Here is a 22,300-nt window from a genome sequence, read left to right on the forward strand (position 1 = left end):
CGACTAAACTCCGAAACTCGTAGCCTAGTCGCTTTCAGGAAGAAGCATGACCCAGAGCAGCCTGCAGACACAGTGCCCGAATTGCCAGACCCGCTTCCGGGTAACCGAAGAACAGCTTGGCATTGCCAAGGGCAAAGTGCGCTGCGGGAACTGCATGAAGGTGTTCAATGCCATTGAGCACCAGGTTATCCCAGGCGGTGGCGAGAAACCACGAACCCCCGCCACCCCGGCACAACCCGCAGGTGCATCATCGCCTGCCGGCTCTACCTCCGGCTCCGGCGTCAGCGAGGAGGATTTTGTCTTCGCCGATAACCCGGAAGAAGATGCGGCGGAAGGGCCTTACGCCGGCACCAAGCTGACCTTCTCCGATGACGAGTTAAGCGATAGTTTCCGCAGCTTTGATGAGCGCGACGAAACAGATTACAAAGACGCTGACACCGACGGCCCCGATGAGCAAGTCGATGAGAGCTGGGCCGAAGCCATTCTTCAGGATGACGAGCCAGCATCCCGAAAACCTTCTGCCCCCCAGCGCCCCGAGCCTGCCCCCGAACCGGAACCTGAAGACACCTCTCCCGAACCGGAGCCGAGGCCAGCACCTCGCCCTGAGCTGAGCCTGGAGGAAGAACCGGTGTTTGAGCAGACCGGAACACCCTCCTCCGCGGCGACCGGGCCGGCCAAAGATTCTGATCCGTTCGATGACTTTGTGGACGAATCCGGTTTCGATTTTGATGAGCCGGAGCGACCGGCCGACGCGTTCCATGCCGACCCGCCCTTCCGGGATCTACGCCGGGAGCCGGTTGCTGTCGATTCCGGTGGAAGTGGCGTCCGCACGATCGTGTGGAGCGTGATTGTACTGGGTCTGATCGGTGTTCTGATCGCCCAGGTAACCTGGTTCCAGTTCGATCGACTGTCGGCCATCCCCGAGCTGCGCCCCTTCTATGAGAAAGGCTGTGAACTGGCCGGCTGCGAACTCAAACCGCTGACCAATGTGGAAGCCATCCAGAGCCGGAAACTGGTGGTGCGGACCGATCCGGATAATCGCTCGCAACTGGTGGTCGATGCCGTGATCATTAACCGGGCCGACTTCGAGCAACCCTTTCCCGCCATTGCCCTCACCTTTTCCAACCTGAATGGCGATGTGGTGGCACAGAGTCTGTTCACGCCTGAGGAGTACCTGGCCGGCGAAGGTCGGGAGCTGGACGCCATGCCCACGGATACTCCCGTTCGCATTGCCATCAACATTCGGGATCCGGGCCGTGACGCGGTGAATTACAACATCCTCTTCCGCCCCCACGCACCCTGATGCCGTAAGCAAGTATTCACTCGACAGCCATTCCCGACGGTCATCGTACAGAACAAAAGTCAACCAGAAAGGGCGAAAAATAATCAGTTTTTTCACCGCCCAGCCCCTTCAATCATTGTCCACCCGGCGGTATCATTACCGCCCTTCGGATGCTGGATCGGTTACTTATTGAACAACCGCTCAGCCCGACCTTTGCTTAACCCGCTGTGACACGGACTCAGATCATGCTGCCAACGGCAAAAATCGGGCCGTACACTTTGCCCAACCCCTTGATTGTTGCGCCCATGGCTGGCGTGACAGACCGCCCTTTCCGTCTTTTGTGCCGGAGGTTGGGCGCGGGTCTGGCGGTGTCGGAGATGGTCATAGCGGACAGCAAACTCTGGCATACGCGCAAATCACAGACCCGCCTGAACCATGAAGGCGAGCCTGAGCCCCGCTCGGTGCAGATTGCCGGCGGCGATCCGCAAATGCTGGCCGATGCCGCCCGTCAGAATGCGGAATTCGGCGCCCAGATCATCGACATTAATATGGGCTGCCCGGCCAAGAAGGTCTGTAACAAGGCCGCCGGTTCCGCCCTGATGAAAGATGAAGCCCTGGTTCGCGACATTCTGGAGTCGGTGGTTCAGGCGGTTGATGTCCCAGTCACCCTCAAGATGCGAACCGGATGGGACCGGGAAAACCGCAATGCACTGGTTATTGCCCGAATGGCGGAGGATGCCGGCATTCAGGCAGTGGCCATTCACGGTCGGACCCGTGCGGACAAATACGAGGGCAATGCCGAGTACGACACCATCGCCGATGTGAAATCCCGCATCAGCATTCCGGTGTTTGCCAACGGGGATGTTACATCGCCTGAGAAAGCCCGGGACGTCCTTCGCCATACCGGCGCCGACGGCCTGCTGATTGGCCGCGCTGCCCAGGGCAGCCCCTGGATTTTCCGGGAAATCCGGCATTTCCTGGAAACCGGTAGCCACATGGCCGCACCGGAGCTTGATGAGGTCGAGGAAATTCTGACCGAGCATCTCCAGGCGTTGCATGCTTTCTATGGTGAGACCATGGGCGTGCGTATTGCCAGAAAACACGTGGGCTGGTACCTGCAGTCCCACGATCCGGGTAAACAGTTCCGCAAACGCTTCAACGCGATCGACGATGCGCTGGAGCAGAGAGACACGATTCAACGGTATTTTGCAGGCTTACGAAATGGAGAGGTATTCGCAGCATGAGCGCTGAGACTTTGGCAAACGACAACCTGAGCACCCCGGCCAACGATGATATCCATCAGTTGCAGACGGTGAACAGCAGCGGCAACACCGTCACCCTGCGCGACAGCGTTGAGGTCGCCCTGAAAAACTACTTCGCCCAACTGGACGGCGCTCCGGTGACCGAGGTCTACCAGCTGGTGCTTTCCGAAGTGGAAGCCCCGCTGCTTGAACAGGTGATGAAATACACCCACAACAACCAGACCAAGGCCTCCACCATGCTGGGCCTGAACCGCGGGACCCTGCGCAAAAAGCTGAAGCAGTACGGTCTGCTATAATCCAGACACCCTGATTTGAAGAGGGCCTCCCGGACACCATTCGCGAGGCCCTTATTCGTTCATCTCCAGCGAAGAAAGTGACCCATGGCAAACCAGGCTAACACCTCCGTCCGTCGCGCTTTGATCAGCGTGAGTGATAAAACCGGCATCGTCGATTTCGGCCGTGCCCTGACCGAACGCGGCGTTGAGCTGCTCTCCACCGGTGGCACTTACCGGCTCCTGAAAGAAAACAGCATCCCGGTAACCGAAGTCTCCGACTACACCGGCTTTCCCGAGATGATGGATGGCCGTGTAAAAACCCTGCACCCGAAGATTCATGGCGGGATTCTCGGGCGCCGGGGCACTGACGATGCGGTGATGTCCGAGCGTGGCATTAGCCCTATCGATATGGTTGTGGTCAATCTCTACCCCTTCGAGGAGACCGTTGCAAAGCCGGACTGTGATCTGGCGACCGCTATCGAGAACATTGATATCGGCGGTCCGACCATGGTTCGCGCTGCTGCCAAGAACCACAACGACGTCGCCATCGTGGTCAACGCCAGTGATTACAGCCGGGTCCTCAAGGAACTGGAGGCCAACGATGGCCAACTGACCTACAGCACCCGGTTCGATCTGGCCGTAAAAGCGTTTGAGCACACCGCTGGCTACGATGGCGCCATCGCCAACTATCTGGGCGGCCGCACGCCGGATAACGACAACGCTGATTTCCCCCGCACCTTCAACGCCCAGTACGTGAAGGTCCAGGACATGCGTTATGGCGAAAACCCGCATCAGCGCGCCGCATTCTACGCCGAGCGCAACCCCAAGGAAGCCTGCGTGGCCACGGCCAAACAGCTTCAGGGCAAGGAGCTCAGCTACAACAACGTGGCCGATACCGATGCCGCCCTGGAATGCGTGAAGCCTTTCGCGGATCCGGCCTGCGTGATCGTCAAACATGCCAATCCCTGTGGTGTGGCGATCGGCGCCGATATCCGTCAGGCCTACGACCTGGCGTTCGCCACGGACCCCACATCGGCTTTTGGTGGCATCATCGCCTTCAACCGTGAGCTGGATGCGGAAACTGCCAAAGCCATCATTGATCGCCAGTTTGTGGAAGTGATCATCGCGCCGACCGTTGCTCCGGAAGCAGTGGAACTGGTAGCCGCAAAGAAGAACGTGCGTCTGCTTGCGTGCGGCGAGTTTGACGGCGACCGTGCCCGTTCCATGGATTACAAGCGTGTAACCGGTGGTCTGCTCGTTCAGGACCGGGACCTGGGCATGGTGGCCATGGAGGACGTCAAGGTGGTCACTGAGCGCCAGCCCTCCGAGCAGGAACTCAACGACCTGTTGTTTGCCTGGGAAGTGGCTAAATACGTCAAATCCAACGCCATTGTCTATGCCAAGGCGGGTCGCACCATCGGCGTCGGCGCTGGCCAGATGAGCCGTGTTTACAGCGCGAAGATTGCCGGTATCAAGGCCGCCGACGAGGGCCTGGAAGTGAAAGGGTCGGTCATGGCGTCCGATGCCTTCTTCCCGTTCCGCGACGGCATTGACGCTGCTGCGGCGGCTGGTATCACCGCTGTCATCCAGCCTGGTGGCTCCATGCGCGATCAGGAAGTGATTGATGCGGCCAACGAACACGGCATCGCGATGGTCTTCACCGGCATGCGCCACTTCCGGCACTGAGGGGTTATCACCATGAATATTCTCGTTATTGGCTCCGGCGGCCGCGAACACGCCCTGGCCTGGAAAGCCGCGCAATCCCCCAAGGCAGACCGTGTTTTCGTGGCGCCCGGCAACGCCGGCACGGCACGGGAAACCGGCCTGGAAAATGTCGACATCGACGTGATGGACCTGGACGGTCTCGCCAACTTCGCCGCCACCAATCATGTCGGGCTTACCATCGTCGGCCCGGAGGCGCCGTTGGTTGCAGGCATCGTCGACAAATTTGAGCAGCGTGGCCTGAGGGTTTTCGGCCCGAGTGCCGGCGCTGCCCAGCTTGAGGGCTCCAAGGCTTTCACCAAGGATTTTCTGGCGCGCCACAAAATCCCGACAGCCGGCTACGGCAACTTCACTGATGTGGACGAAGCCCTGGCCTATGTTCGCCAGCAGGGCGCTCCAATCGTCGTCAAAGCCGATGGCCTGGCTGCCGGCAAAGGCGTGATCGTTGCGATGACCCTGGAAGAAGCCGAAGATGCCATCCGCGACATGCTGGCCGGGAACGCGTTTGGTGATGCCGGTAGCCGTGTCGTCATCGAAGAGTTTCTGGAAGGCGAAGAAGCCAGCTTTATCGTGATGGTGGATGGCGAGCACGTTCTGGCCATGGCCACCTCCCAGGATCACAAACGCGTGGGCGACGGCGACACCGGTCTCAATACCGGTGGCATGGGCGCCTACTCGCCGGCCCCGGTGGTGACCGCGGATGTTCATCAGCGCATCATGGATGAAGTGATCTATCCGACCGTGCGCGGCATGGCGGCCGAGGGCCATCCCTATAAGGGGTTCCTCTACGCCGGCCTGATGATTGACAACAGCGGCACCCCCAAGGTGATCGAGTTCAACTGCCGTTTTGGCGACCCGGAAACCCAGCCGATCATGCTGCGGATGAAGTCGGACCTTGTGGAACTCTGCGACGCGGCCATCGACGGCAAGCTCGACCAGTGCGATTCCGAATGGGATGACCGCGCCTCCGTCGGTATCGTGCTGGCAGCCGGGGGTTACCCGGGCAGCTATAACAAGGGCGACGCCATTTCCGGCCTGCCGGACACCGAGACCGAAGGCGAGAAAGTGTTTCACGCCGGCACCCGTCTCAACGGAGACCAGGTGGTTACCAACGGCGGTCGGGTGCTCTGCGCCACGGCTCTGGGCAATACCGTCACCGAAGCACAGAAGCGTGCGTATGAGCTGGCCTCCCGGATCCGGTGGGATGGCGTGTTTTATCGCAAGGACATCGGCCACCGCGCCATCGGCCGCGAGACCCACTGAGCCTGGCCGACCGATCCGATCCTATTCTCAATCCCCGGCCGACCGGGGATTTCTTCGCCTGACCTGACACCTGCCTGCGTCATAAGCACTGACTATTGACTTTATAGTTACGGAACCGTAAAGTTTCGCCCGAACGTAATAGTAATGATTGTCACTTACATTTCGAAAAACAAATGGTAATGGAGATTAACCACATGTTTAAACCTTCCCGCTTATCACTGGCCGTGGCTGTCAGCCTTGCCCCGGGCGCCAGTTGGGCAGTCGGCGATGATCAGCCCCAGATGCTTGAACCCATGGAAATCATTGGCGATGCGTCCGCAGCCCAGACCTTGCCAGGGTCAGGCTACGTCGTTGGTGAGGCGCAGTTGAAAACCGAGGTTGAGACCGACATCAACCAGGTGCTGAAAACCGTCCCGGGCGTCTATGTGCGGGAAGAAGAAGGCCTGGGCCTGCGCCCCAATATCGGCATCCGCGGCGCCACGGCCGAGCGCAGCAGTAATATTACCCTGATGGAAGATGGCATTCTGATCGCACCGGCGCCCTACTCCAATCCGGCCGCCTATTATTTTCCGACACTGAAGCGCATGTCCTCGCTGGAAGTACTCAAGGGTGCCCCGCTGCTGCGCTATGGCCCGCAAACCACCGGTGGTGTCATCAACCTGATTTCCACACCCATTCCCGATCAGCGGCAGGGCTATGTTGAGACAGTCACCAACGACCGCGGCTCCACCGACGTTCATGTAACCTATGGTGACACGGCCGGCGACTGGGGCTACCTGCTTGAGACCGTCCAGCGCTCCGCGAAAGGCTTCAAGGAGATTGACCGCAGTAACCGCGATACCGGCTTTGATATCGAAGACTATGTCGGCAAGCTGCGCTGGCAGGGAGAGCGCCAGAGCGTGACAGCCAAGCTGCAATACTCCGAGGAAACCTCCAACTCCAGTTACCTCGGCCTGACCGATGCGGACTTCAGCCAGGATCCGAACCGGCGTTACGGGTTGTCCAGCATCGACCAGATGAACAATACCCACTCCGGTATCAGCCTGACCCATCAGTTCGACTGGAGTAATACCGTAAGCAGCACGGCCACCCTCTATCGCAACGACTTCAAGCGGAACTGGTTCAAGCTCAGCGGCGGCGGAAGCATCATCGACTCGGCAAACGGCGGCGACGCCAATGCCCAGGGTATTCTGGACGGCACAGTTGACGCCAGCGGCCTGGATTACAAAAACAACGCCAGGGACTACCTGTCCGAGGGCGTGCAGGTAAACTTTGATGTCGACATGGGCAGCCACCAGTTTGATTTCGGCGCCCGCTACCACGAAGATGAAATGGATCGTTTCCAGCCGGTCGATGTTTATGACCAGGTCAACGGCTCTCTGGTGTTCCAGAACACTGTCGCCCCCACGGGCAGCAATAATCGCTTTGAGACCGGCGAAGCCCTGAGCTTCTGGGCGCTCGACACCTGGCAGGCGACGGACAAGCTCAGCGTTAACCTCGCCCTGCGCTACGAGGATGTACAGACCAGCCGCACCCAATACGCGGATCCCGGCCGCACAACCGTCGACAGCACCCGCGCCAATGACAGTGCTGAACTCCTGCCCGGCGCTTCCTTTACCTATGACCTGTCCCAAAGCTGGCAGGTTCTGGGTGGCGTGCACCGGGGTTTCTCCCCTCTCGGAGGTGGTGCCAAGGCAAACGAAGATCCGGAAACCAGCAAGAACTGGGAGGCCGGCCTCCGGTACTTTGGCAATGCGTTCTTCGCGGAAATGATCGGCTTCTACAGCGACTTCTCCAACAAGGCCGAAAACTGTTCCGTGGGCTCGCCGTGCAGCAATGGCGCCACCTCTGGCAGTTTTGTAACCGGCGAGGCTGAAATTTCCGGTGTTGAGTTCCAGCTCCAGACCGGCACCCGGGCAGGCGAGTTCTACCTTCCGGTCAGCCTTACCTACACCTTTACCCAGGCGGAAATCAGCAAGGACAATGCCGCTTCGGGCCTGAAAAAAGGCGAGCAGCTCAAGGACGTACCTGAAAACCAGATGAGCTTCCGGACAGGCATGGAACACCCGAGTGGCTGGGACAACTACCTTGTGGCCACCTACGTCGATGAGATGTGTGTCAGCGCGGGATGCAACAACACCGCCACGAAACTGGACGAGACCGAGTCCCTGTTCCTGGTCGATTTCATCAGCCGCTACGCACTGACCGCCAGTGCCGATGTCTTCCTGAAAGTGGACAACCTGTTCGATGAACAGCAAATTGTCTCACGTTTGCCCGATGGCGCCATGGCGAACCTGCCGCGCACCGCTTCACTGGGGTTAAGCGTTAATTTCTGACGAATGACCGGGTTGGCCTGGTTTCCGGGCGAACCCGCTGTGAATGGCCCACTGATGAGACCCGGCCCGTTGGCCGGGTCTTTTTTTATGCCGGGCAGGGGAAGCAATTCCCATTCTCCGGCCCGAGAGTAAGGTAGACTGCGGACACAAAGTTCCGACCACATCGCCCAAAGGAGTCCCTTCGATGCGCCGCCCGTCACCGGTATACCTGCTGATCATACTGGCCGCTTCCCTGCTGTTCAGTGCCTGCTCTCGTCAGGACATCTACCAGACCGCGATTGATTTTGAACGATCATCGGCGGGTCTGGAGGCGGCGAGCGTGGCAGTGGGCAACCTTGACATCGCCTATCTCAGGAACCAGGAAATGAGCGCAGGCGACACCATCGTCATGATCCATGGCTTCGGGGCCAACAAGGACAACTGGACCCGTCTGGCCGGCCACCTGACCGACGACTTCAATGTCTATGCGATCGATCTGCCGGGGCATGGTGACAGCAGCAAGCCCCTCGACATCGGCTACCGCCTGGAAGATCAGGCCGGTTATGTCGCACGCATCCTCGACGCGCTGTCGGTTGATGAGGCACACGTCATGGGTAACTCCATGGGCGGGGCGATTACCGCGCTTTACGCCGCCAATCATCCGGACAAGGTGCAATCAGCGGTACTGTTCAGTCCCGCCGGCATCCTGGAATACGAGAGCGAACTGGTGGATCTGGTTAAGGCCGGTGACAACCCCCTGATTCCGAAACAGCCCGGTGACTTTGAACGCCTGATGGACTTCGCACTGGAGAAAAAACCGTTTGTGCCCTGGCCCATTATGGGCGTGCTGGAGGAGCGCGCCATCGCCAACCGGGAGGTCAACGAGGTCATCTTTGCCGCCATTCGTGATGCCGGTTTCGAGTCGGACTTCCGCAATGCCATCACCAGGATTCAGGCCCCGGTCCTGATCATCTGGGGCAAGGAAGACCGGGTGATCAACTACCGAAACGGCGAGGTGTTCGCAGCAGCAATCCCGAATGCCAGGCTGGAACTGATGGACGGTATCGGCCACGCACCGATGGTGGAGGCCCCGGCGGAATCCGCAGAACTGTTCCGGACCTTTATCGGGCAGCCGGTCGAGTGAGGCTCATTTGAGCAATAGTTTCCGCATTCCACCTTCAGCGACTACAAGGGCACCGCAAAACAGGGTAGCCTAGCAAGCATTATGCCCCTGACCTCTGAACTGACCACTCATGCCTGAAGCAATCTGGATAACTTTTGCCTTTGGTCTTGGCCTTCTGGTCAAGCTTGTGGGGCTCCCCCCTCTCGTCGGTTACCTGGCCGCGGGTTTTGTTCTGAGCGGCATTGCCGAAACAACCGGCGTCGTGATCGAAGAGACCGACGTCCTTGAGCGAATTGCGCACCTGGGTGTATTGCTTCTGCTGTTCACGGTGGGGCTCAAGCTGAAACTCCGGTCCGTGGTCAGCCCGGAGGTGATTGGTGGAAGCCTGCTGCATTTCGGGATCACCTGCGCCATCTTTACGCCGGGCCTCTATCTGCTGATGGAACTGTCCTGGAAGACCGCCTTTCTGCTGGCCATCGCGCTCTCGTTCTCATCTACCGTACTGGCCGCCAAGGTCCTGGAATCCAAGCGGGAGCTGCGAGCCTTTCACGGCCGAGTGGCCATTGGCATCCTGATCATGCAGGATCTTATCGCCCTGGTCGTGATGAGCGTGGCCGCCGGGCAGACGCCCTCGCAATGGGCACTGATTATCTTTGGCCTGCCCCTGCTACGCCCTGTGCTGTTCCGCCTGCTGGATGCCAGCGGCCACGACGAACTGCTGGTCCTGCTCGGGCTCTTGCTGGCACTTGTCATTGGCGGGCTGGGCTTCGAATCCGTTGGCCTGAGCTCGGAGCTGGGGGCACTGGTGTTCGGTGCCATGCTGGCGAATCATCCGCGATCCCAGGAACTCTCCAAGTCGCTCTGGAGTGTAAAAGAGGTTTTTCTGGTGGGGTTCTTCCTGCAGATTGGCATTGGCGGCCTGCCCGATGGGGAGGCCCTCCTGTTCGCGGTCATCGCTGGCCTGGTGCTGCCGCTCAAAGGCATCCTGTTCTTTTTCCTGCTACTGGCGTTCCGGTTGCGGGCCCGCAGCGGCTTCCTGAGTTCGCTAGCCCTGACCAACTACAGCGAGTTCGGGCTGATTGTCGCGAGTGTTGCGCTACCCGAATGGCTGGTTCCGCTGGCGATTTCGGTGTCGCTCTCGTTTGTCTTTTCCGCGCCACTCAACCGCTTCTCCCACACGCTTTACGAGCGTTTCGCCCATGGCCTCAGCCGCTATGAGGGCAGCAAACACCATCCGGATGAACAGCCCCTGTCGCTGGGCGATACGCGGGTCCTGATCATGGGAATGGGGAGAACGGGCACCGCTGCCTACGATTGGCTGAGGGAGAAGCAGCCGAAACTGATGGGCCTGGATTCCGATCCGGCAAAGGCCGCCCAGCACCAGAAGGAAGGGCGTAACGTGGTCTTCGCGGACGCCGAGGATGCCTCCTTCTGGAACGGTCTGCACATGCCCGCCATTGAATCGGTGATCCTGGCCATGGGCGACATCGAGGGCAAACTGATCGCCGCCCGAATGCTGCGCAAACTGGGTTTCAAGGGTTTTATCGTGGCCCACACCATGTATGAAGATGAGGCAAAACAGATCCGGGAAGCCGGGGCCGATGAAGCCTACCTGACCATGAGTGAAACCGGCGTGGCCCTTGCCAGTCATCTGATCGATAAAAAGCCCGCCAAACCATCCCTGGTTGTCGGCAAACCTGATTAACGGTATCGGCGATTACAGTCGACGTTCAGGGCTTTTCGAGCGCGCAGGTTCGAAAACCAGTGTATACGTCGTTCCGAAGCGGAAGATAGGCCTGCCGATAGGTACCCCGGATAAGGCAGGATGACGTTGCACAACTGCCCCCCTTGGTGACTTTGTGATCGCCGAACTGCAGGGTGGACATGAATGGATACATATCCACCTTGAAACCGTCATAAGGCAGAAACTGATCGCTGGTCCACTCCCAGACCGTGCCAGTCATCTGCCGGCAGCCGAACGGACTGTCACCCGCAGGAAAATCGAACACCGGGTTCTGCGCCATGGCGCGCCCGTTGAGATCCGCCAGCTGTTCGGTCGGCGCCGAGTTGCCCCAGGGAAAACGCCGGAAGGGCTCGCCCGGGCGATTGCCCAGAGCCGCCACTTCCCACTCGTATTCCGTTGGCAGCCGACGCCCTGCCCAACGGCACCAGGCCTCCGCCTCCCAGAATGTCACATGAGTGACCGGTGCATCCGGATTGAGCGGCTGCCAGCGATCGAACACCCGCTCCTGCCACTGCTCATCATGCCAGCGCCAGTAAAGCGGGTGGCGGGGCGCCCGTAAAAGAGGCTCGTCACTGCCGTGAACCAGGGCAACATCGGTTTCGGTCTGGAGCCATTTCCGCCCGCCAAAAGACCAGAGCTCTGGCCGCCGGTAGCCACCGTCTTCCACAAACTGCATAAATTCCCGGTTGCTGACCAGACATTTTGAAATTGCGAACGATTCCAGCGTCACGGTAAACCATGGCTTTTCATTGTCGAAGGCAAAATCGTCACTGGCGTACTGCCCGGACTCACTCGGCATCCCGATCAACCACTCTCCTGCCGGAACATAGGCGTCTCCCTGATGCGAGTCACCTGGCGCCGGTCGGTAAAAATCAGTACCCGGCGGAGCCGGGTAGCCGACGGTCTGACGGCACCAGATCATAGACTCGATGTGCATGTTCTGGTGGTAGATTGCGTAGCGGTAGAGGTAACGGGCCTGGTCGGTTAACGGTTGCTTCTCAATCCGCTCGGCCACGCGGTCATAGATGAGATTGAAATAGTCGAGGGTTTTCTGCCACCCGGGAAACAACTCCCGGTTCCATCTATCCCGGTGTTCGATGTGGAACGAATCCCACAGGTCGTCCATGGCAGGATCATGGCTCGGTGTGCCATCCAGCAGGTTGAAGACGAAGACTTCGTAAAAGAAGGCCGCATGCCCCATTTCCCAGAGCGGTGGATTGACGCCCGGATGGTAGGGAACGTCCAGCGCGGTCTCGGGAAGAGAACACACGAGAGTCTCGGTTCGCTTCCTTGTCCATTCAAGCTGCTCCAGCAATTCCGACTTTGCCAGATCGATTTGCTCAATCACTGTCATCGTGCCAGTCACCCATCAAAACAGATGACTAACAGCATAACAGAGAGTACAGACACCGGTTAAACGGCGTCACGCCCAGACCGCCAGAATGACCGGCACAGCTACCACGGTCACGAGGAGAGACAGCGGCAGCCCCAGCCGCCAGTAGTCCCCAAAGCGATAACCTCCGGGCTCCATAACCAGAGCATTGGATTGATGCCCTACCGGGGTCAGAAAGGCGCAGGAGGCGCCAACCGCCACCGCCATCAACATGGCATCGGCGGCAATGCCAAGCTGCCCAGAAAGACTCAAGGCAATCGGCGCAACCAGGATGGCCGCTGCCGCGTTGTTCACAACGTTCGACAGCAGCATTGTGCCCGTGAGGACAATGGTAACAACCACCCAGGCATCGCCTCCGGAACCCAGCATCAGCATCCAGGACGCGATCAATTCTGCCCCACCGGTAGTCTCAAGGGCCTGCCCCACAGGAATCATGGCGGCCAGCAGCACGATAACGGGCCAGTCAATCGCCCGGTAGGCTTCCTGGTTGCTAAGAACCTTGCTGAGAACCATGACCACGGCGCAGGCGACCAGCGCGACGGGGGGCGATAACCAGCCAACCACAATCAATGCTATGGCGGCGATAAAAAGGCCGCCAGCCAGAAGGGAGTTGCGCTCCCTGCCAAACCGGAGACCCCGCTCGGCCAGGGGCAGGCAGCCGAGCCCCTGAAGCGTGACACTCAAGGTTTCCTCCTCGCCCTGGACCAGAAGGATGTCGCCAGCCTGAAAACGAATATCACCCAGACGTCGCTGCAACCGCTGACCCTGACGCGCAATCGCAACGATGTTGAGACCGTTCTGCTCGCGAAGATTGAGCCTGTTGGCGGTTTTTCCGATCAGCCCCGATTCCGGCGTGATGACCGCTTCGATCAAACGCACGTCGCCCTCAGACAGGGACTTTTCGCCCGGCTTTCCCGACTCTGGTTCTTCCTGATCGGACGCTTCTGAAGAGGCTTCCTCCACTCTCGCCAACTCGAGCCCGGTGCTGTCCAGAAAGTCCTGCAAGGCATCGGTATCCGCTTCCACCAGGAGCAGATCATCGCCGCGCAGGACGGAGAACGTAGAGGGAGCCAGCGACCGCTTGTCATCCCGGATAAGCGCCAGAACCACGACGTCCTTCTCGGCATCGGCGCGCGTCAGAAGCCCATGAAGGGTTGCCCCAACGTGGGAGGAATCCTCAGGCACCCGAAGCTCGGTAACATAGTCGCCCACACTGAACAGCTTGCCACCGTCGTCGGGCTTACCCCGCCGCGGCGTCAGTCGCCACCCGACCAGCGTGATAAAGCCAATGCCTGCCAACGTAATGGCAAGGCCCACCGGTGCGAAGTCAAACATGCCGAACGAACCAGCTTCCCGATAACTGGCAATGATGATGTTCGGAGGCGTGCCAATCAGTGTCATGGTTCCCCCGAGCAGGGAACCAAATGCCAGGGGCATCAGCAGCAGCGAGGGCGACCGCCCGGCTTCCCTGGACATCCAGACCGCCACCGGCATCAACAGTGCGAGTGCACCAACGTTGTTGATAAACCCCGAGCAAAGGGCCACCACTGAAGTCAGCATCAGCACCTGCAGCGTCGGCCTGTGCCCGACCTTTCCAAGCAGCCTGGCCAGGCGGTCAACCACACCGCCGTTGACCAGCCCCTGGCTGATCACCAGAACCGCCGCCACCGTGACAACCGCGGGATGGCCAAAGCCGTCGAACAGCTGATCCACAGGCACGATCCCGGCAATCGAGACAGCAAGAAGCGCGATCAGGGCGACCAGATCGAACCGGATTCGGTTCCAGACGAACAGCACCAGGGCGATACCCAGTATCGAAAAAACAATGGCCTGATCCGTGTTCAACACCTTCCCTCCGGTTGGCACCGAGCTTGTTTCTCTTCAGGTTACAGTATCGAACACATCACGAGCGATACACCAAATATCCTCGCCTCAACGAAAAAACCCCGCCGAGGCGGGGTTTTTGTGGCTTCCGGATTACTCCGGAAGAGACAACTGAACTGTTCTATTAACCGAACTGGTTCATGGTGTTGTCTTTACCACCGGCCTTCAGGGCCGCTTCACCAGCGAAGAATTCCTTGTGGTCGTCACCGATGTTGGAACCAGCCATGTCCTGGTGCTTAACGGTTGCGATACCCTGACGGATTTCCTTGCGCTGTACACCAGCCACGTAGGCCAGCATGCCTTCGTCACCGAAGTAACCCTTGGCCAGGTTGTCGGTAGACAGGGCCGCGGTGTGGTAGGTCGGCAGGGTGATCAGGTGGTGGAAAATACCCGCTTCACGTGAACCGTCACGCTGGAAGTTACGGCACCACTCGTCGGCCAGCTGACCCAGCTCGGTGTTGTCGTACTCTTCGCTCATCAGCTTGGCGCGGTCGTAGGCAGAAACGTCCTTGCCTTCTTCCTTCCAGGCGTCGAATACCTGCTGACGGAAGTTCAGAGTCCAGTTGAAGGACGGGCTGTTGTTGTAAACCAGCTTGGCGTCGGGAACCACTTCCTTGATGCGGTTAACCATGGCTGCAATCTGGCCAACGTGCGGCTTCTCGGTTTCGATCCACAGCAGGTCAGCACCGTTCTGCAGGCTGGTGATGCAATCCAGAACCACACGGTCTTCGCCAGTACCCGGCTTGAACTGGAACAGGCCAGACGCCAGACGCTTCGGACGAACCAGCTGACCATTCTGCTTGATCACAACGTCGCCGTTGTTGATGTCTTCTGCCTTCTCGATCACTTCACCGTCGATGAAGCTGTTGTACTGGTCGCCCAGATCGCCCGGCTCGTTGGTCACGGCGATTTTCTGAGTCAGGCCAGCGCCCAGGGAGTCAGTACGGGCAACGATAACACCGTCGTCCACACCCAGCTCCAGGAACGCCAGACGAACGGCGTTGATCTTGGACAGGAAGTCGGCGTGGGGAACAGTTACTTTGCCGTCCTGGTGACCACACTGCTTCTCGTCAGAGACCTGGTTCTCGATCTGGATACAGCAGGCACCGGCTTCAATCATCTGCTTGGCCAGCAGGTAAGTCGCTTCGGCGTTACCGAAACCAGCGTCGATGTCAGCGATGATCGGAACAACGTGAGTTTCGTGGTTGTCGATCTGCTTGATCAGCTCTTCAGCCTTGGCGTTGTCGCCGGCATTCTCGGCTTCTTCCAGGGCACGGAACAGGTGGTTCAGTTCCCAGGCATCCGCCTGACGCAGGAAGGTGTAGAGCTCTTCGATCAGGCCAGATACGGCAGTCTTCTCGTGCATGGACTGGTCAGGCAGCGGACCGAACTCGGAACGCAGTGCAGCAACCATCCAGCCGGACAGGTACAGGTAACGACGCTTGGTGGTGCCGAAGTGCTTCTTGATGGACAGCATCTTCTGCTGACCGATGAAGCCGTGCCAGCAGCCCAGGGACTGGGTGTACTGGGAAGTGTCCTTGTCGTAGTTCGCCATGTCTTCGCGCATGATCTTGGCGGTGTACTTGGCGATGTCCAGACCAGTCTTGAACTTGTTCTGGGCGCGCATGCGAGCGGCGTGCTTCGGGTTGATGGCGTTCCAGGTCGGGTGCTGCTTCAACAGGGAAGCGATCTGGTCAACGTCTTGTGCGTAGGGCATGGTCTCAATCCTTTCTACGTTGGTTTTCTAAGTCGATGCGGAGAAGCGTACAGCCACTTCCGAAGCCAACAACCTGCTCACTTTTTGAGCGAAGCGCTGACGTTGATGGTTACTTTAGTGGTTTCAAATTTATAATTGAAATTTATATGATCTATTTTCGGCATTTTCCTGGTGAATGGTAAGAACCCCTTATTCTTGAGTTGGATCAACATCGGAAAAGTGGCTATTGTTACTGTTAACAGTGAGCAAGCATCACCCGACCCCATCAGGCGCAAACAGTGTTCTACCTGCGAGCTTTCAGCCACTCCCTTGTGCATGCCCTGAAGAACCTGTTTCCGATCATCGCCGTCGTTGTCTTCTTCCAGCTTGTTATTCTCCGGCAAATGCCGGACAACACGTTTGCGATGGCAGCGGGTCTGCTGATCGTGGCTGTCGGCGTTGCCCTGTTCCTCCAGGGCCTTGAGCTGAGCATCTTCCCGGTTGGCAAAAGTCTGTCCAATCAGTTTGCCCGCAGGGGCTCTGTGCCGGTTCTGCTCTCGTTCGGCTTCGCAATGGGCTTTTCTGCGGTGGTGGCAGAGCCGGCACTGATTGCCGTGGCCCAGCAGGCGGAGGAAATCAGCGAGGGCAAGATAAAGGCCCTGACACTCAGGATACTGGTGGCCGTTTCCGTTGGCCTCGTCGTTGCCCTGGGCGTGTTCAGAACCATATTTGGTTACCCGCTGCACTGGTTCATGATCATCGGTTACATCGTGGTGGTGATCATTACCTGGTTCGCGCCACCCGAGATTGTTGGTCTTGCCTACGATTCAGGTGGCGTGACCACCAACATCGTCACCGTTCCCCTGATTGCCGCCCTGGGCATTGGTCTCGCGGCTTCCATTCGGGGTCGAAACCCCTTGTTGGACGGCTTCGGACTGGTTGCCCTCGCGGTGATGGTTCCCATGATTACCGTTCAGCTTTACGGGATTTTTGTCTATTCCGGTGTTACCACCGATCCGACCACGGTGCCAACCCTGGTACACAATGGAACCGCCGATCAGACTCCCGTTCTGCTGACGATGCTGCTCGATCTTGCCGGCATGATCCGGGATGTACTTCCGATCATTATCACCATCCTTTTTTTCCAGTACCTGGTGTTGCGCCGGGGGCTGACCAACCCGCGCAAGATCCTGTTCGGGTTTGCGCTGGTGGTGCTCGGTCTCTATGCCTTCGTGGTCGGTCTGAAACTCGGCCTGTTCCCGATCGGCACCAGTATGGCCCGGCAACTGATGAGCATGGAGGGCTTCGTCTTTGTCTATCTCTTCGCCTTCATGATCGGGTTCGCCACCACCATGGCCGAACCCGCGTTGATCGCAATCGGACACCAGGCGGAACAGGCCGCGGCCGGTACCATAAACGGCAATGCCATCAGGATTATCGTGGCGGTCGGGGTCGCTGTCGGGATCACCCTCGGCGTCCACCGGATCATCAGTGGCGACTCCATTCACCATTACATCATTGGCGGCTATATTCTGGTCATCATCCTGACCGCGCTGGCCCCGAGATACATCATCCCGCTGGCGTACGATCTTGGCGGGGTTACCACCTCCGAGGTTACCGTACCTCTGGTAACCGCACTGGGTATTGGTCTGGCCAGCAGCATTGAAGGCCGTAACGTGCTGATCGACGGGTTCGGCCTGATTGCCTTCGCCTCCATCTTTCCGATCGTGACGGTGATGGGCTACGCCATCATTGTTGAAATGCTTGCCAAGCAGAGGAAAACAGACTCATGAAATTTTCGGTTCTGGTAGCAATTGTTCCAGAGGATCAGGAACAGGACTGCGTTAATGCCGCGAGGGACCTTGGCGCCGGTGGTATCACGGTGATTCCCGGCCGCGGCATCAGCAACACCGCGAAAAAAACCTTCTTCGGCCTGACCTACGACGGCAGCCAAAGCGTTCTGCTGATGGTGCTGGAGAAGGGCCTCTCGCTCGATATTCTGAAGGTTATCCAGAAGATACTCATGCCCGACCATAACGATTCCAGGGGACTGGTGTTCACACTTCCCCTGGAACACCTGGGCGGGATCGACATGTCCCAGGTCGCAAAATTCGAACAACATCTGAAAGATTCACTGTAACCGGAGAACAGCCATGAAACTGGTCAAAGATGTGATGGTGCGGGATGTAATGACCATCTCTCCGTTTGCCAGCATCCGTGAGGCGCTGTCACAGATGAAACAGCACTCTGTGAAATCGCTGGTGGTGGAGAAAACGAGCGAGCACGATGCCTGGGGTCTGATCACCTATACCAACGTGCTAAAAACGGTTATTGCCGAAGACGGCGACATCGACCTTCTGAACGTTTACGACGCCTGCGCCAAGCCTGTCATCAGCGTTGGCGAGAATCTGAACGTCCGACACGCTGCCAGCCTGATGAGCAAATACCGGGTAAAGCGCCTTCTGGTGCTGGCCGACAATGATCTCAAAGGCTTTGTGGTCATGGACGACATCATGGCGGCCCTGCTCGACAGCATCGACTGACCGGCATTCAGGTCATGCAAAGCACCACCAACCGGTCACCCGGCTGTAACTCAAGGTAGTCCTTGCGGGGCGGGTTCAGCTGCAGGTGGCGCTCGCTTTCATTGGCACGGTGCCGAAATATCCCGAGTGCCAGTTCACCTTCGGCCGCCACCGTTTTTTCCAGCACCTGAAACGTCGCACTGGCGGGCAAAGGGTAATCCGCCGGATCCCGGAACTGGATCTCGGCACCGCCAACGGTGAACAGTTCATCCAGCACGATGCGAAGCTCGCGCCGCAACGCCACCTGCGCCAGAACATGACTGAGAATCATGGGGCTGATCATCATCTCGCTCTGATGCCCATCCAGCAGGTGCCGGTTGTCGGGGTCGCTCAACTCCATGATCAGTTGAGGCCTCCGGGCAAAATCGGCCAGGATGTCCTCAAGCTGCAGGTACCCCACCATCGCCCGGGCATCGGCCTCTTCACCAGAAGCCAGCCGGTCACTGCTCAGCAGGATCACGGTATCGTAGCCCGCCGGCCCTATCCGGCGGAGCTCCCCCTCCACCATGTAGTCCGCCTCGATATGCCGACAGGTCAGGCGGTCCGAATTGTCGACATAGCGTGCAATGGCCTGTTCCCGTTCGGCTTTGGGAACCACGGAGACCAGATCCACCTCAAAATGACGGTGGCCATAGCTGAGGAACTCCGCGATCAGGCTGGGCACGCGTCGGTTCCAGCCTAAGACCAGAACCCGGTGATTCATCTGGTCCACGGGCCGCTCAACCCGCACCGCCTGCCCTCTCACCAAGGCAGGCAAGGGCGCCTTTTTGGGATTCGGCTCGGTCTCGGAGTAATCCCGGGCCATGATGACCACCCGATCAGCCGATGCAATGGGTGAGTCTGAGGGCGCCAGCAACTGGACGTCCCATCCTGAACCGCTGGGTTTCAACAGCCCCAGCACGATGACTTCGGGCCGGGCGGCCGCCAGCTCGCCCAGCGTCATGCCTGCCAGCGACTCGCCTCCGCGGATATAGATCTCGTTACCCTCACCGGCTGTCAGCAGCTCGTTGAACACTTCAGACAGGCCAGGATGAAGGATGTTCTGCACCATCAGGCGACTGATGGTGGCATCGCCTGCCACGACCTCCACGGCCCCGGGGTAGGCCCGCTCTATCACCGGGAGTTTGCGGACGTCCTGGATCTCGGCCACCACAAACGGCAACGAGGACTGAAAATGCCTTGCCTGCGCGGCTATGGACAGCAGCGCCTTGACCGTCTCCACGTCCGATGTGACCAGGCTGCCAGCTTCGTGGGCCGCGCTGGGCACGATAACCGCCGCTGCATCCAGGCAAGCCACCCGGTGCAGGGCATCCGGCTGGATTGCGGATCCCGATCGCAGGATGATCTGGCGGGCCCGGCGCCCGATACCAGGCTCGGTGCGCAACTCATGAACCTGGGCTGCAGACGCCTCCTCAGACAACACCACGAGGTTGAGCTTCTGGGCATCGTGCTTTTCCAGAAAACGGCGCACCCGGCCACTGGAGCCCAACAGCTCGGAGAGCAACGGGAGGGTCTGGCTGGTCCAGCCCAGCACCACCACATGATTCTTCAGCGTAACCGGCGTAAGGCCTCTCTCAAGATCCGCCATTTTAGCGATCAACCACCGTGTCAGGATCGCCACCAGAGTGCCCATGAACACCACATAGCCGCTAATAGTCAGCAGGGTCGAAACAAAGCGCTGCCAGGTGCCAACGTCGTCACCCAGGTAACCTGGATCGGTCAACCGAAGAAACGCCCACCAGATTGCAGAGCCCGGATCTTCGAAGTCGCCGCCCTGGGGAACCACAAGCAGGCCACCGATTAACGAGATCAGGCCAATGAAGACACCGACCACGAGAAGCTGAAATCCCGCGCCTTTGACGAGCTGGCGTTCCAGTATGAATTTGACTCGGTCGATCAGCCGGAAAGGCAGCATGGCAGTCCTCTTGAAGAGAGTATTTTCGTCGCGTCAGGGTAGACCATCCGGAAACGGATGGAATCAGGTTTTTATCCGGAAGCCCGATCAGTTTCAGACGCAGGGCAACTGATCAGACGCAAAGCTTCGTCCAGGGAGGAAGTATAGCGGCTAACGCCAGCTATCGGCGCAACCCCGGCACGAGCGAGGGTGCGCAAAGGCTGGAACTGAAGATCGGCAATCACAATCTGTGTACCGTCCCGTTCACAGGTAGCAATAAGCTTGTTCAAAGCGGACAGCCCGCCGGCATCGAGAATCGTCACGCCGTCCATGTACAGAATGAATCCGCGGGCGTTCCGGGCGAGCACTGCCAGTTCCCCGAAAATCCGGTCCGCAGCGGCAAAAAACAGGGGGCCGTTTATCTTGAACACCTGCCAGCCATCGGGCAGCCGGGATTCTGCAATCCGTTTGCTCTGGGTGATATCTGTAACCCGGGTCATCTGGGCCATTTCCCGCATGAACAGGACCGCCGCCAACAGGACGCCGGTGGTGATGGCAATGACCATGTCGAGCAATACCGTCAGTGAAAAGCAGGTGAGAAAAACCAGGATGTCGCTGCGCGGCGCGGTTTTCAGAAGATGCAGGGACTTGGGGGCCTCACTCATATTCCAGGCCACCATCACCAGCAGGGCGGCCATGGCCGGCATGGGAAGATACGCCAGCAGGCCCGCCAGCGAAACCAGCGCCAGCAGAACGACCAGCGAATGCACCATTGCGGAGACCGGCGACTCGGCGCCGGCCCGGTAGTTGGCCGCCGAGCGGGCGATGGCGGCCGTGGCGGTAATGCCGCCGAAAAACGGCGTGATGATGTTGCCAAGGCCCTGCCCCATGAGCTCGCTGTTGGCGCTGTGGCGTTTGCCAGTCATGCCATCAAGCACCACGGCGCACAGGAGAGACTCGATGGCCCCAAGCATGGCAATGGCAAAAGCTGCCGGCAGCAGATCCCGGACCAGCGACCATGACAGCCCGACGGGCTCGCCCGATGCCCCTGCCTGCTGCCACGGCCAGGCGAATTCCGGCAAGAACGGCGGAATACCCGCTCCCTCGGTGCCGTCCGGCAGGAGATAACTGAACCTTGAACCAATGGTATCGATAGCAGCACCCTGGGCATTCAACCAGAGCGTAAGCAGGCTTCCGATCACCACCGCTGGCAGATGCGGGGGCACCGGGGTTTTCAGGCGTGGCCAGAGCAACATGCAGGCAAGGGTGACACCGGCCACCAGGGTACTCATACCATCAAATTCCGGCAGCGCACCGGTCAGCAGGGCCAGCTTGTCCCAATAATGCTCGGGCATATCGCCAACCTGAAGGCCCAGAAAATCCCGGATCTGCAGGGTGGCAATCACCACGGCGATCCCCCCGGTAAACCCGAGGGTTACCGATTCTGGAATGTATTCGATAAAACGACCCAGTCGCATCAGAGCCATCAGAATCAGCAAAACGCCCGACATCAAGGTGGCCAAAAGCAGACCGCCCAGCCCATAGCTCTGGGCGATGGGGTACAGAATGACAACGAAAGCAGCGGTGGGGCCGGAGATGCTGAACCGGCTGCCACCGGTCAATGCGATCACAAACCCGGCAATAATGGCGGTGTAGAGGCCGTACTGGGGTGCAACACCACTGGCGATCGCCAATGCCATGGCCAGGGGTATGGCAATAATGCCCACCGTCAAACCCGCCATCACATCGCGCAGGAAACGGCGGCCCCGGTAGGGCTCATCAATACACGCTTCCCGGAATGCGTGGGCCATCCGGAGAGAAAAAAGGTGGGCTCGATGCGGCATGGGTGACTCGTTAATTGCAAC

16 protein-coding genes are annotated in these 22,300 nt (G+C 59.0%); 11 read left to right on the forward strand and 5 right to left on the reverse strand.

The window, feature by feature from the left end:
* The first annotated feature begins 46 nt into the window (after positions 1-46).
* The 8 genes from ACP86_RS06665 to ACP86_RS06700 all read left to right on the forward strand — a co-directional run bounded on the left by ACP86_RS06665 (position 47) and on the right by ACP86_RS06700 (position 10,947).
* Positions 47-1,303 carry a DUF3426 domain-containing protein gene (locus ACP86_RS06665; RefSeq protein ID WP_053113134.1) on the forward strand — a complete coding sequence of 419 codons (1,257 nt, stop codon included), beginning with the start codon at positions 47-49 and terminating at the stop codon, positions 1,301-1,303.
* 224 nt (positions 1,304-1,527) lie between these two features.
* Positions 1,528-2,526 (forward strand): tRNA dihydrouridine synthase DusB, encoded by a 999-nt coding sequence (dusB, locus tag ACP86_RS06670; protein WP_008170935.1) that lies wholly within the window; start codon positions 1,528-1,530, stop codon positions 2,524-2,526.
* Positions 2,523-2,840, forward strand: a complete 318-nt coding sequence (fis, locus tag ACP86_RS06675; RefSeq protein ID WP_053113135.1) for a DNA-binding transcriptional regulator Fis — start codon at positions 2,523-2,525, stop codon at positions 2,838-2,840. The genes dusB and fis overlap by 4 nt, the downstream gene beginning before the upstream one ends.
* An 84-nt stretch (positions 2,841-2,924) precedes the next feature.
* Entirely contained in the window at positions 2,925-4,505 is a 1,581-nt protein-coding gene (gene purH / locus ACP86_RS06680) for a bifunctional phosphoribosylaminoimidazolecarboxamide formyltransferase/IMP cyclohydrolase (RefSeq protein ID WP_053113136.1), read from the forward strand.
* 12 nt (positions 4,506-4,517) lie between these two features.
* Positions 4,518-5,804 (forward strand): phosphoribosylamine--glycine ligase, encoded by a 1,287-nt coding sequence (gene purD, locus ACP86_RS06685; protein WP_008170931.1) that lies wholly within the window; start codon positions 4,518-4,520, stop codon positions 5,802-5,804.
* Between the two features lie 194 nt (positions 5,805-5,998).
* Positions 5,999-8,140: a TonB-dependent receptor family protein gene (locus tag ACP86_RS06690; protein ID WP_053113137.1), complete on the forward strand. Its 2,142-nt coding sequence runs from the start codon at positions 5,999-6,001 to the stop codon at positions 8,138-8,140.
* Between the two features lie 184 nt (positions 8,141-8,324).
* A complete protein-coding gene (locus tag ACP86_RS06695) occupies positions 8,325-9,263 on the forward strand; it encodes an alpha/beta fold hydrolase (protein WP_053113138.1) in 939 nt (312 codons plus the stop codon).
* 109 nt (positions 9,264-9,372) lie between these two features.
* Complete coding sequence (locus tag ACP86_RS06700; RefSeq protein WP_053113139.1) at positions 9,373-10,947, forward strand: cation:proton antiporter family protein; 1,575 nt, start codon at positions 9,373-9,375, stop codon at positions 10,945-10,947.
* Positions 10,948-10,972: 25 nt separating this feature from the next.
* Here ACP86_RS06700 and senA read toward each other — a convergent pair whose 3' ends face one another.
* From senA to ACP86_RS06715, 3 genes are all read right to left on the reverse strand, one after another.
* On the reverse strand, positions 10,973-12,340 hold the full coding sequence (gene senA / locus ACP86_RS06705; protein WP_176443042.1) for a selenoneine synthase SenA: 1,368 nt from the start codon (positions 12,338-12,340) through the stop codon (positions 10,973-10,975).
* 69 nt (positions 12,341-12,409) lie between these two features.
* The gene (locus ACP86_RS06710; RefSeq protein WP_082220614.1) at positions 12,410-14,224 is read right to left on the reverse strand and encodes an SLC13 family permease; all 1,815 of its coding nucleotides are present in this window, start codon (positions 14,222-14,224) and stop codon (positions 12,410-12,412) included.
* 163 nt (positions 14,225-14,387) lie between these two features.
* Entirely contained in the window at positions 14,388-15,980 is a 1,593-nt protein-coding gene (locus ACP86_RS06715) for an isocitrate lyase (RefSeq protein WP_014578440.1), read from the reverse strand.
* Positions 15,981-16,258: 278 nt separating this feature from the next.
* Here ACP86_RS06715 and ACP86_RS06720 point away from each other — a divergent pair, with 278 nt between their 5' ends.
* The 3 genes from ACP86_RS06720 to ACP86_RS06730 are packed head-to-tail and all read left to right on the forward strand — an operon-like array spanning position 16,259 to position 18,502.
* Positions 16,259-17,752 carry a DUF1538 domain-containing protein gene (locus ACP86_RS06720; RefSeq protein ID WP_053113140.1) on the forward strand — a complete coding sequence of 498 codons (1,494 nt, stop codon included), beginning with the start codon at positions 16,259-16,261 and terminating at the stop codon, positions 17,750-17,752.
* Positions 17,749-18,099, forward strand: coding sequence for a hypothetical protein (locus ACP86_RS06725; RefSeq protein ID WP_014578443.1), 351 nt, complete (start codon positions 17,749-17,751; stop codon positions 18,097-18,099). The genes ACP86_RS06720 and ACP86_RS06725 overlap by 4 nt, the downstream gene beginning before the upstream one ends.
* 13 nt (positions 18,100-18,112) lie before the next feature.
* Positions 18,113-18,502 carry a CBS domain-containing protein gene (locus ACP86_RS06730; protein WP_014578444.1) on the forward strand — a complete coding sequence of 130 codons (390 nt, stop codon included), beginning with the start codon at positions 18,113-18,115 and terminating at the stop codon, positions 18,500-18,502.
* Positions 18,503-18,509: 7 nt separating this feature from the next.
* Here the strand turns inward: ACP86_RS06730 and ACP86_RS06735 are convergent, their stop codons facing one another.
* Positions 18,510-20,456 carry a CASTOR/POLLUX-related putative ion channel gene (locus ACP86_RS06735; protein ID WP_053113141.1) on the reverse strand — a complete coding sequence of 649 codons (1,947 nt, stop codon included), beginning with the start codon at positions 20,454-20,456 and terminating at the stop codon, positions 18,510-18,512.
* Positions 20,457-20,527: 71 nt separating this feature from the next.
* Positions 20,528-22,279: a C4-dicarboxylic acid transporter DauA gene (gene dauA / locus ACP86_RS06740; protein WP_053113142.1), complete on the reverse strand. Its 1,752-nt coding sequence runs from the start codon at positions 22,277-22,279 to the stop codon at positions 20,528-20,530.
* Positions 22,280-22,300 lie beyond the last annotated feature (21 nt).

This window comes from Marinobacter sp. CP1, assembly GCF_001266795.1.
GTDB lineage: Bacteria > Pseudomonadota > Gammaproteobacteria > Pseudomonadales > Oleiphilaceae > Marinobacter > Marinobacter flavimaris.

Excerpts from the sequence above, each read along its gene's own strand:
- ACP86_RS06665 (WP_053113134.1), top strand. The coding sequence starts at position 47 with ATGACCCAGAGCAGCCTGCAGACACAGTGCCCGAATTGCCAGACCCGC.
- dusB (WP_008170935.1), top strand. The coding sequence starts at position 1,528 with ATGCTGCCAACGGCAAAAATCGGGCCGTACACTTTGCCCAACCCCTTG.
- fis (WP_053113135.1), top strand. The coding sequence starts at position 2,523 with ATGAGCGCTGAGACTTTGGCAAACGACAACCTGAGCACCCCGGCCAAC.
- purH (WP_053113136.1), top strand. The coding sequence starts at position 2,925 with ATGGCAAACCAGGCTAACACCTCCGTCCGTCGCGCTTTGATCAGCGTG.
- purD (WP_008170931.1), top strand. The coding sequence starts at position 4,518 with ATGAATATTCTCGTTATTGGCTCCGGCGGCCGCGAACACGCCCTGGCC.
- ACP86_RS06690 (WP_053113137.1), top strand. The coding sequence starts at position 5,999 with ATGTTTAAACCTTCCCGCTTATCACTGGCCGTGGCTGTCAGCCTTGCC.
- ACP86_RS06695 (WP_053113138.1), top strand. The coding sequence starts at position 8,325 with ATGCGCCGCCCGTCACCGGTATACCTGCTGATCATACTGGCCGCTTCC.
- ACP86_RS06700 (WP_053113139.1), top strand. The coding sequence starts at position 9,373 with ATGCCTGAAGCAATCTGGATAACTTTTGCCTTTGGTCTTGGCCTTCTG.
- senA (WP_176443042.1), bottom strand. The coding sequence starts at position 12,340 with ATGACAGTGATTGAGCAAATCGATCTGGCAAAGTCGGAATTGCTGGAG.
- ACP86_RS06715 (WP_014578440.1), bottom strand. The coding sequence starts at position 15,980 with ATGCCCTACGCACAAGACGTTGACCAGATCGCTTCCCTGTTGAAGCAG.
- ACP86_RS06725 (WP_014578443.1), top strand. The coding sequence starts at position 17,749 with ATGAAATTTTCGGTTCTGGTAGCAATTGTTCCAGAGGATCAGGAACAG.
- ACP86_RS06730 (WP_014578444.1), top strand. The coding sequence starts at position 18,113 with ATGAAACTGGTCAAAGATGTGATGGTGCGGGATGTAATGACCATCTCT.
- ACP86_RS06735 (WP_053113141.1), bottom strand. The coding sequence starts at position 20,456 with ATGCTGCCTTTCCGGCTGATCGACCGAGTCAAATTCATACTGGAACGC.
- dauA (WP_053113142.1), bottom strand. The coding sequence starts at position 22,279 with ATGCCGCATCGAGCCCACCTTTTTTCTCTCCGGATGGCCCACGCATTC.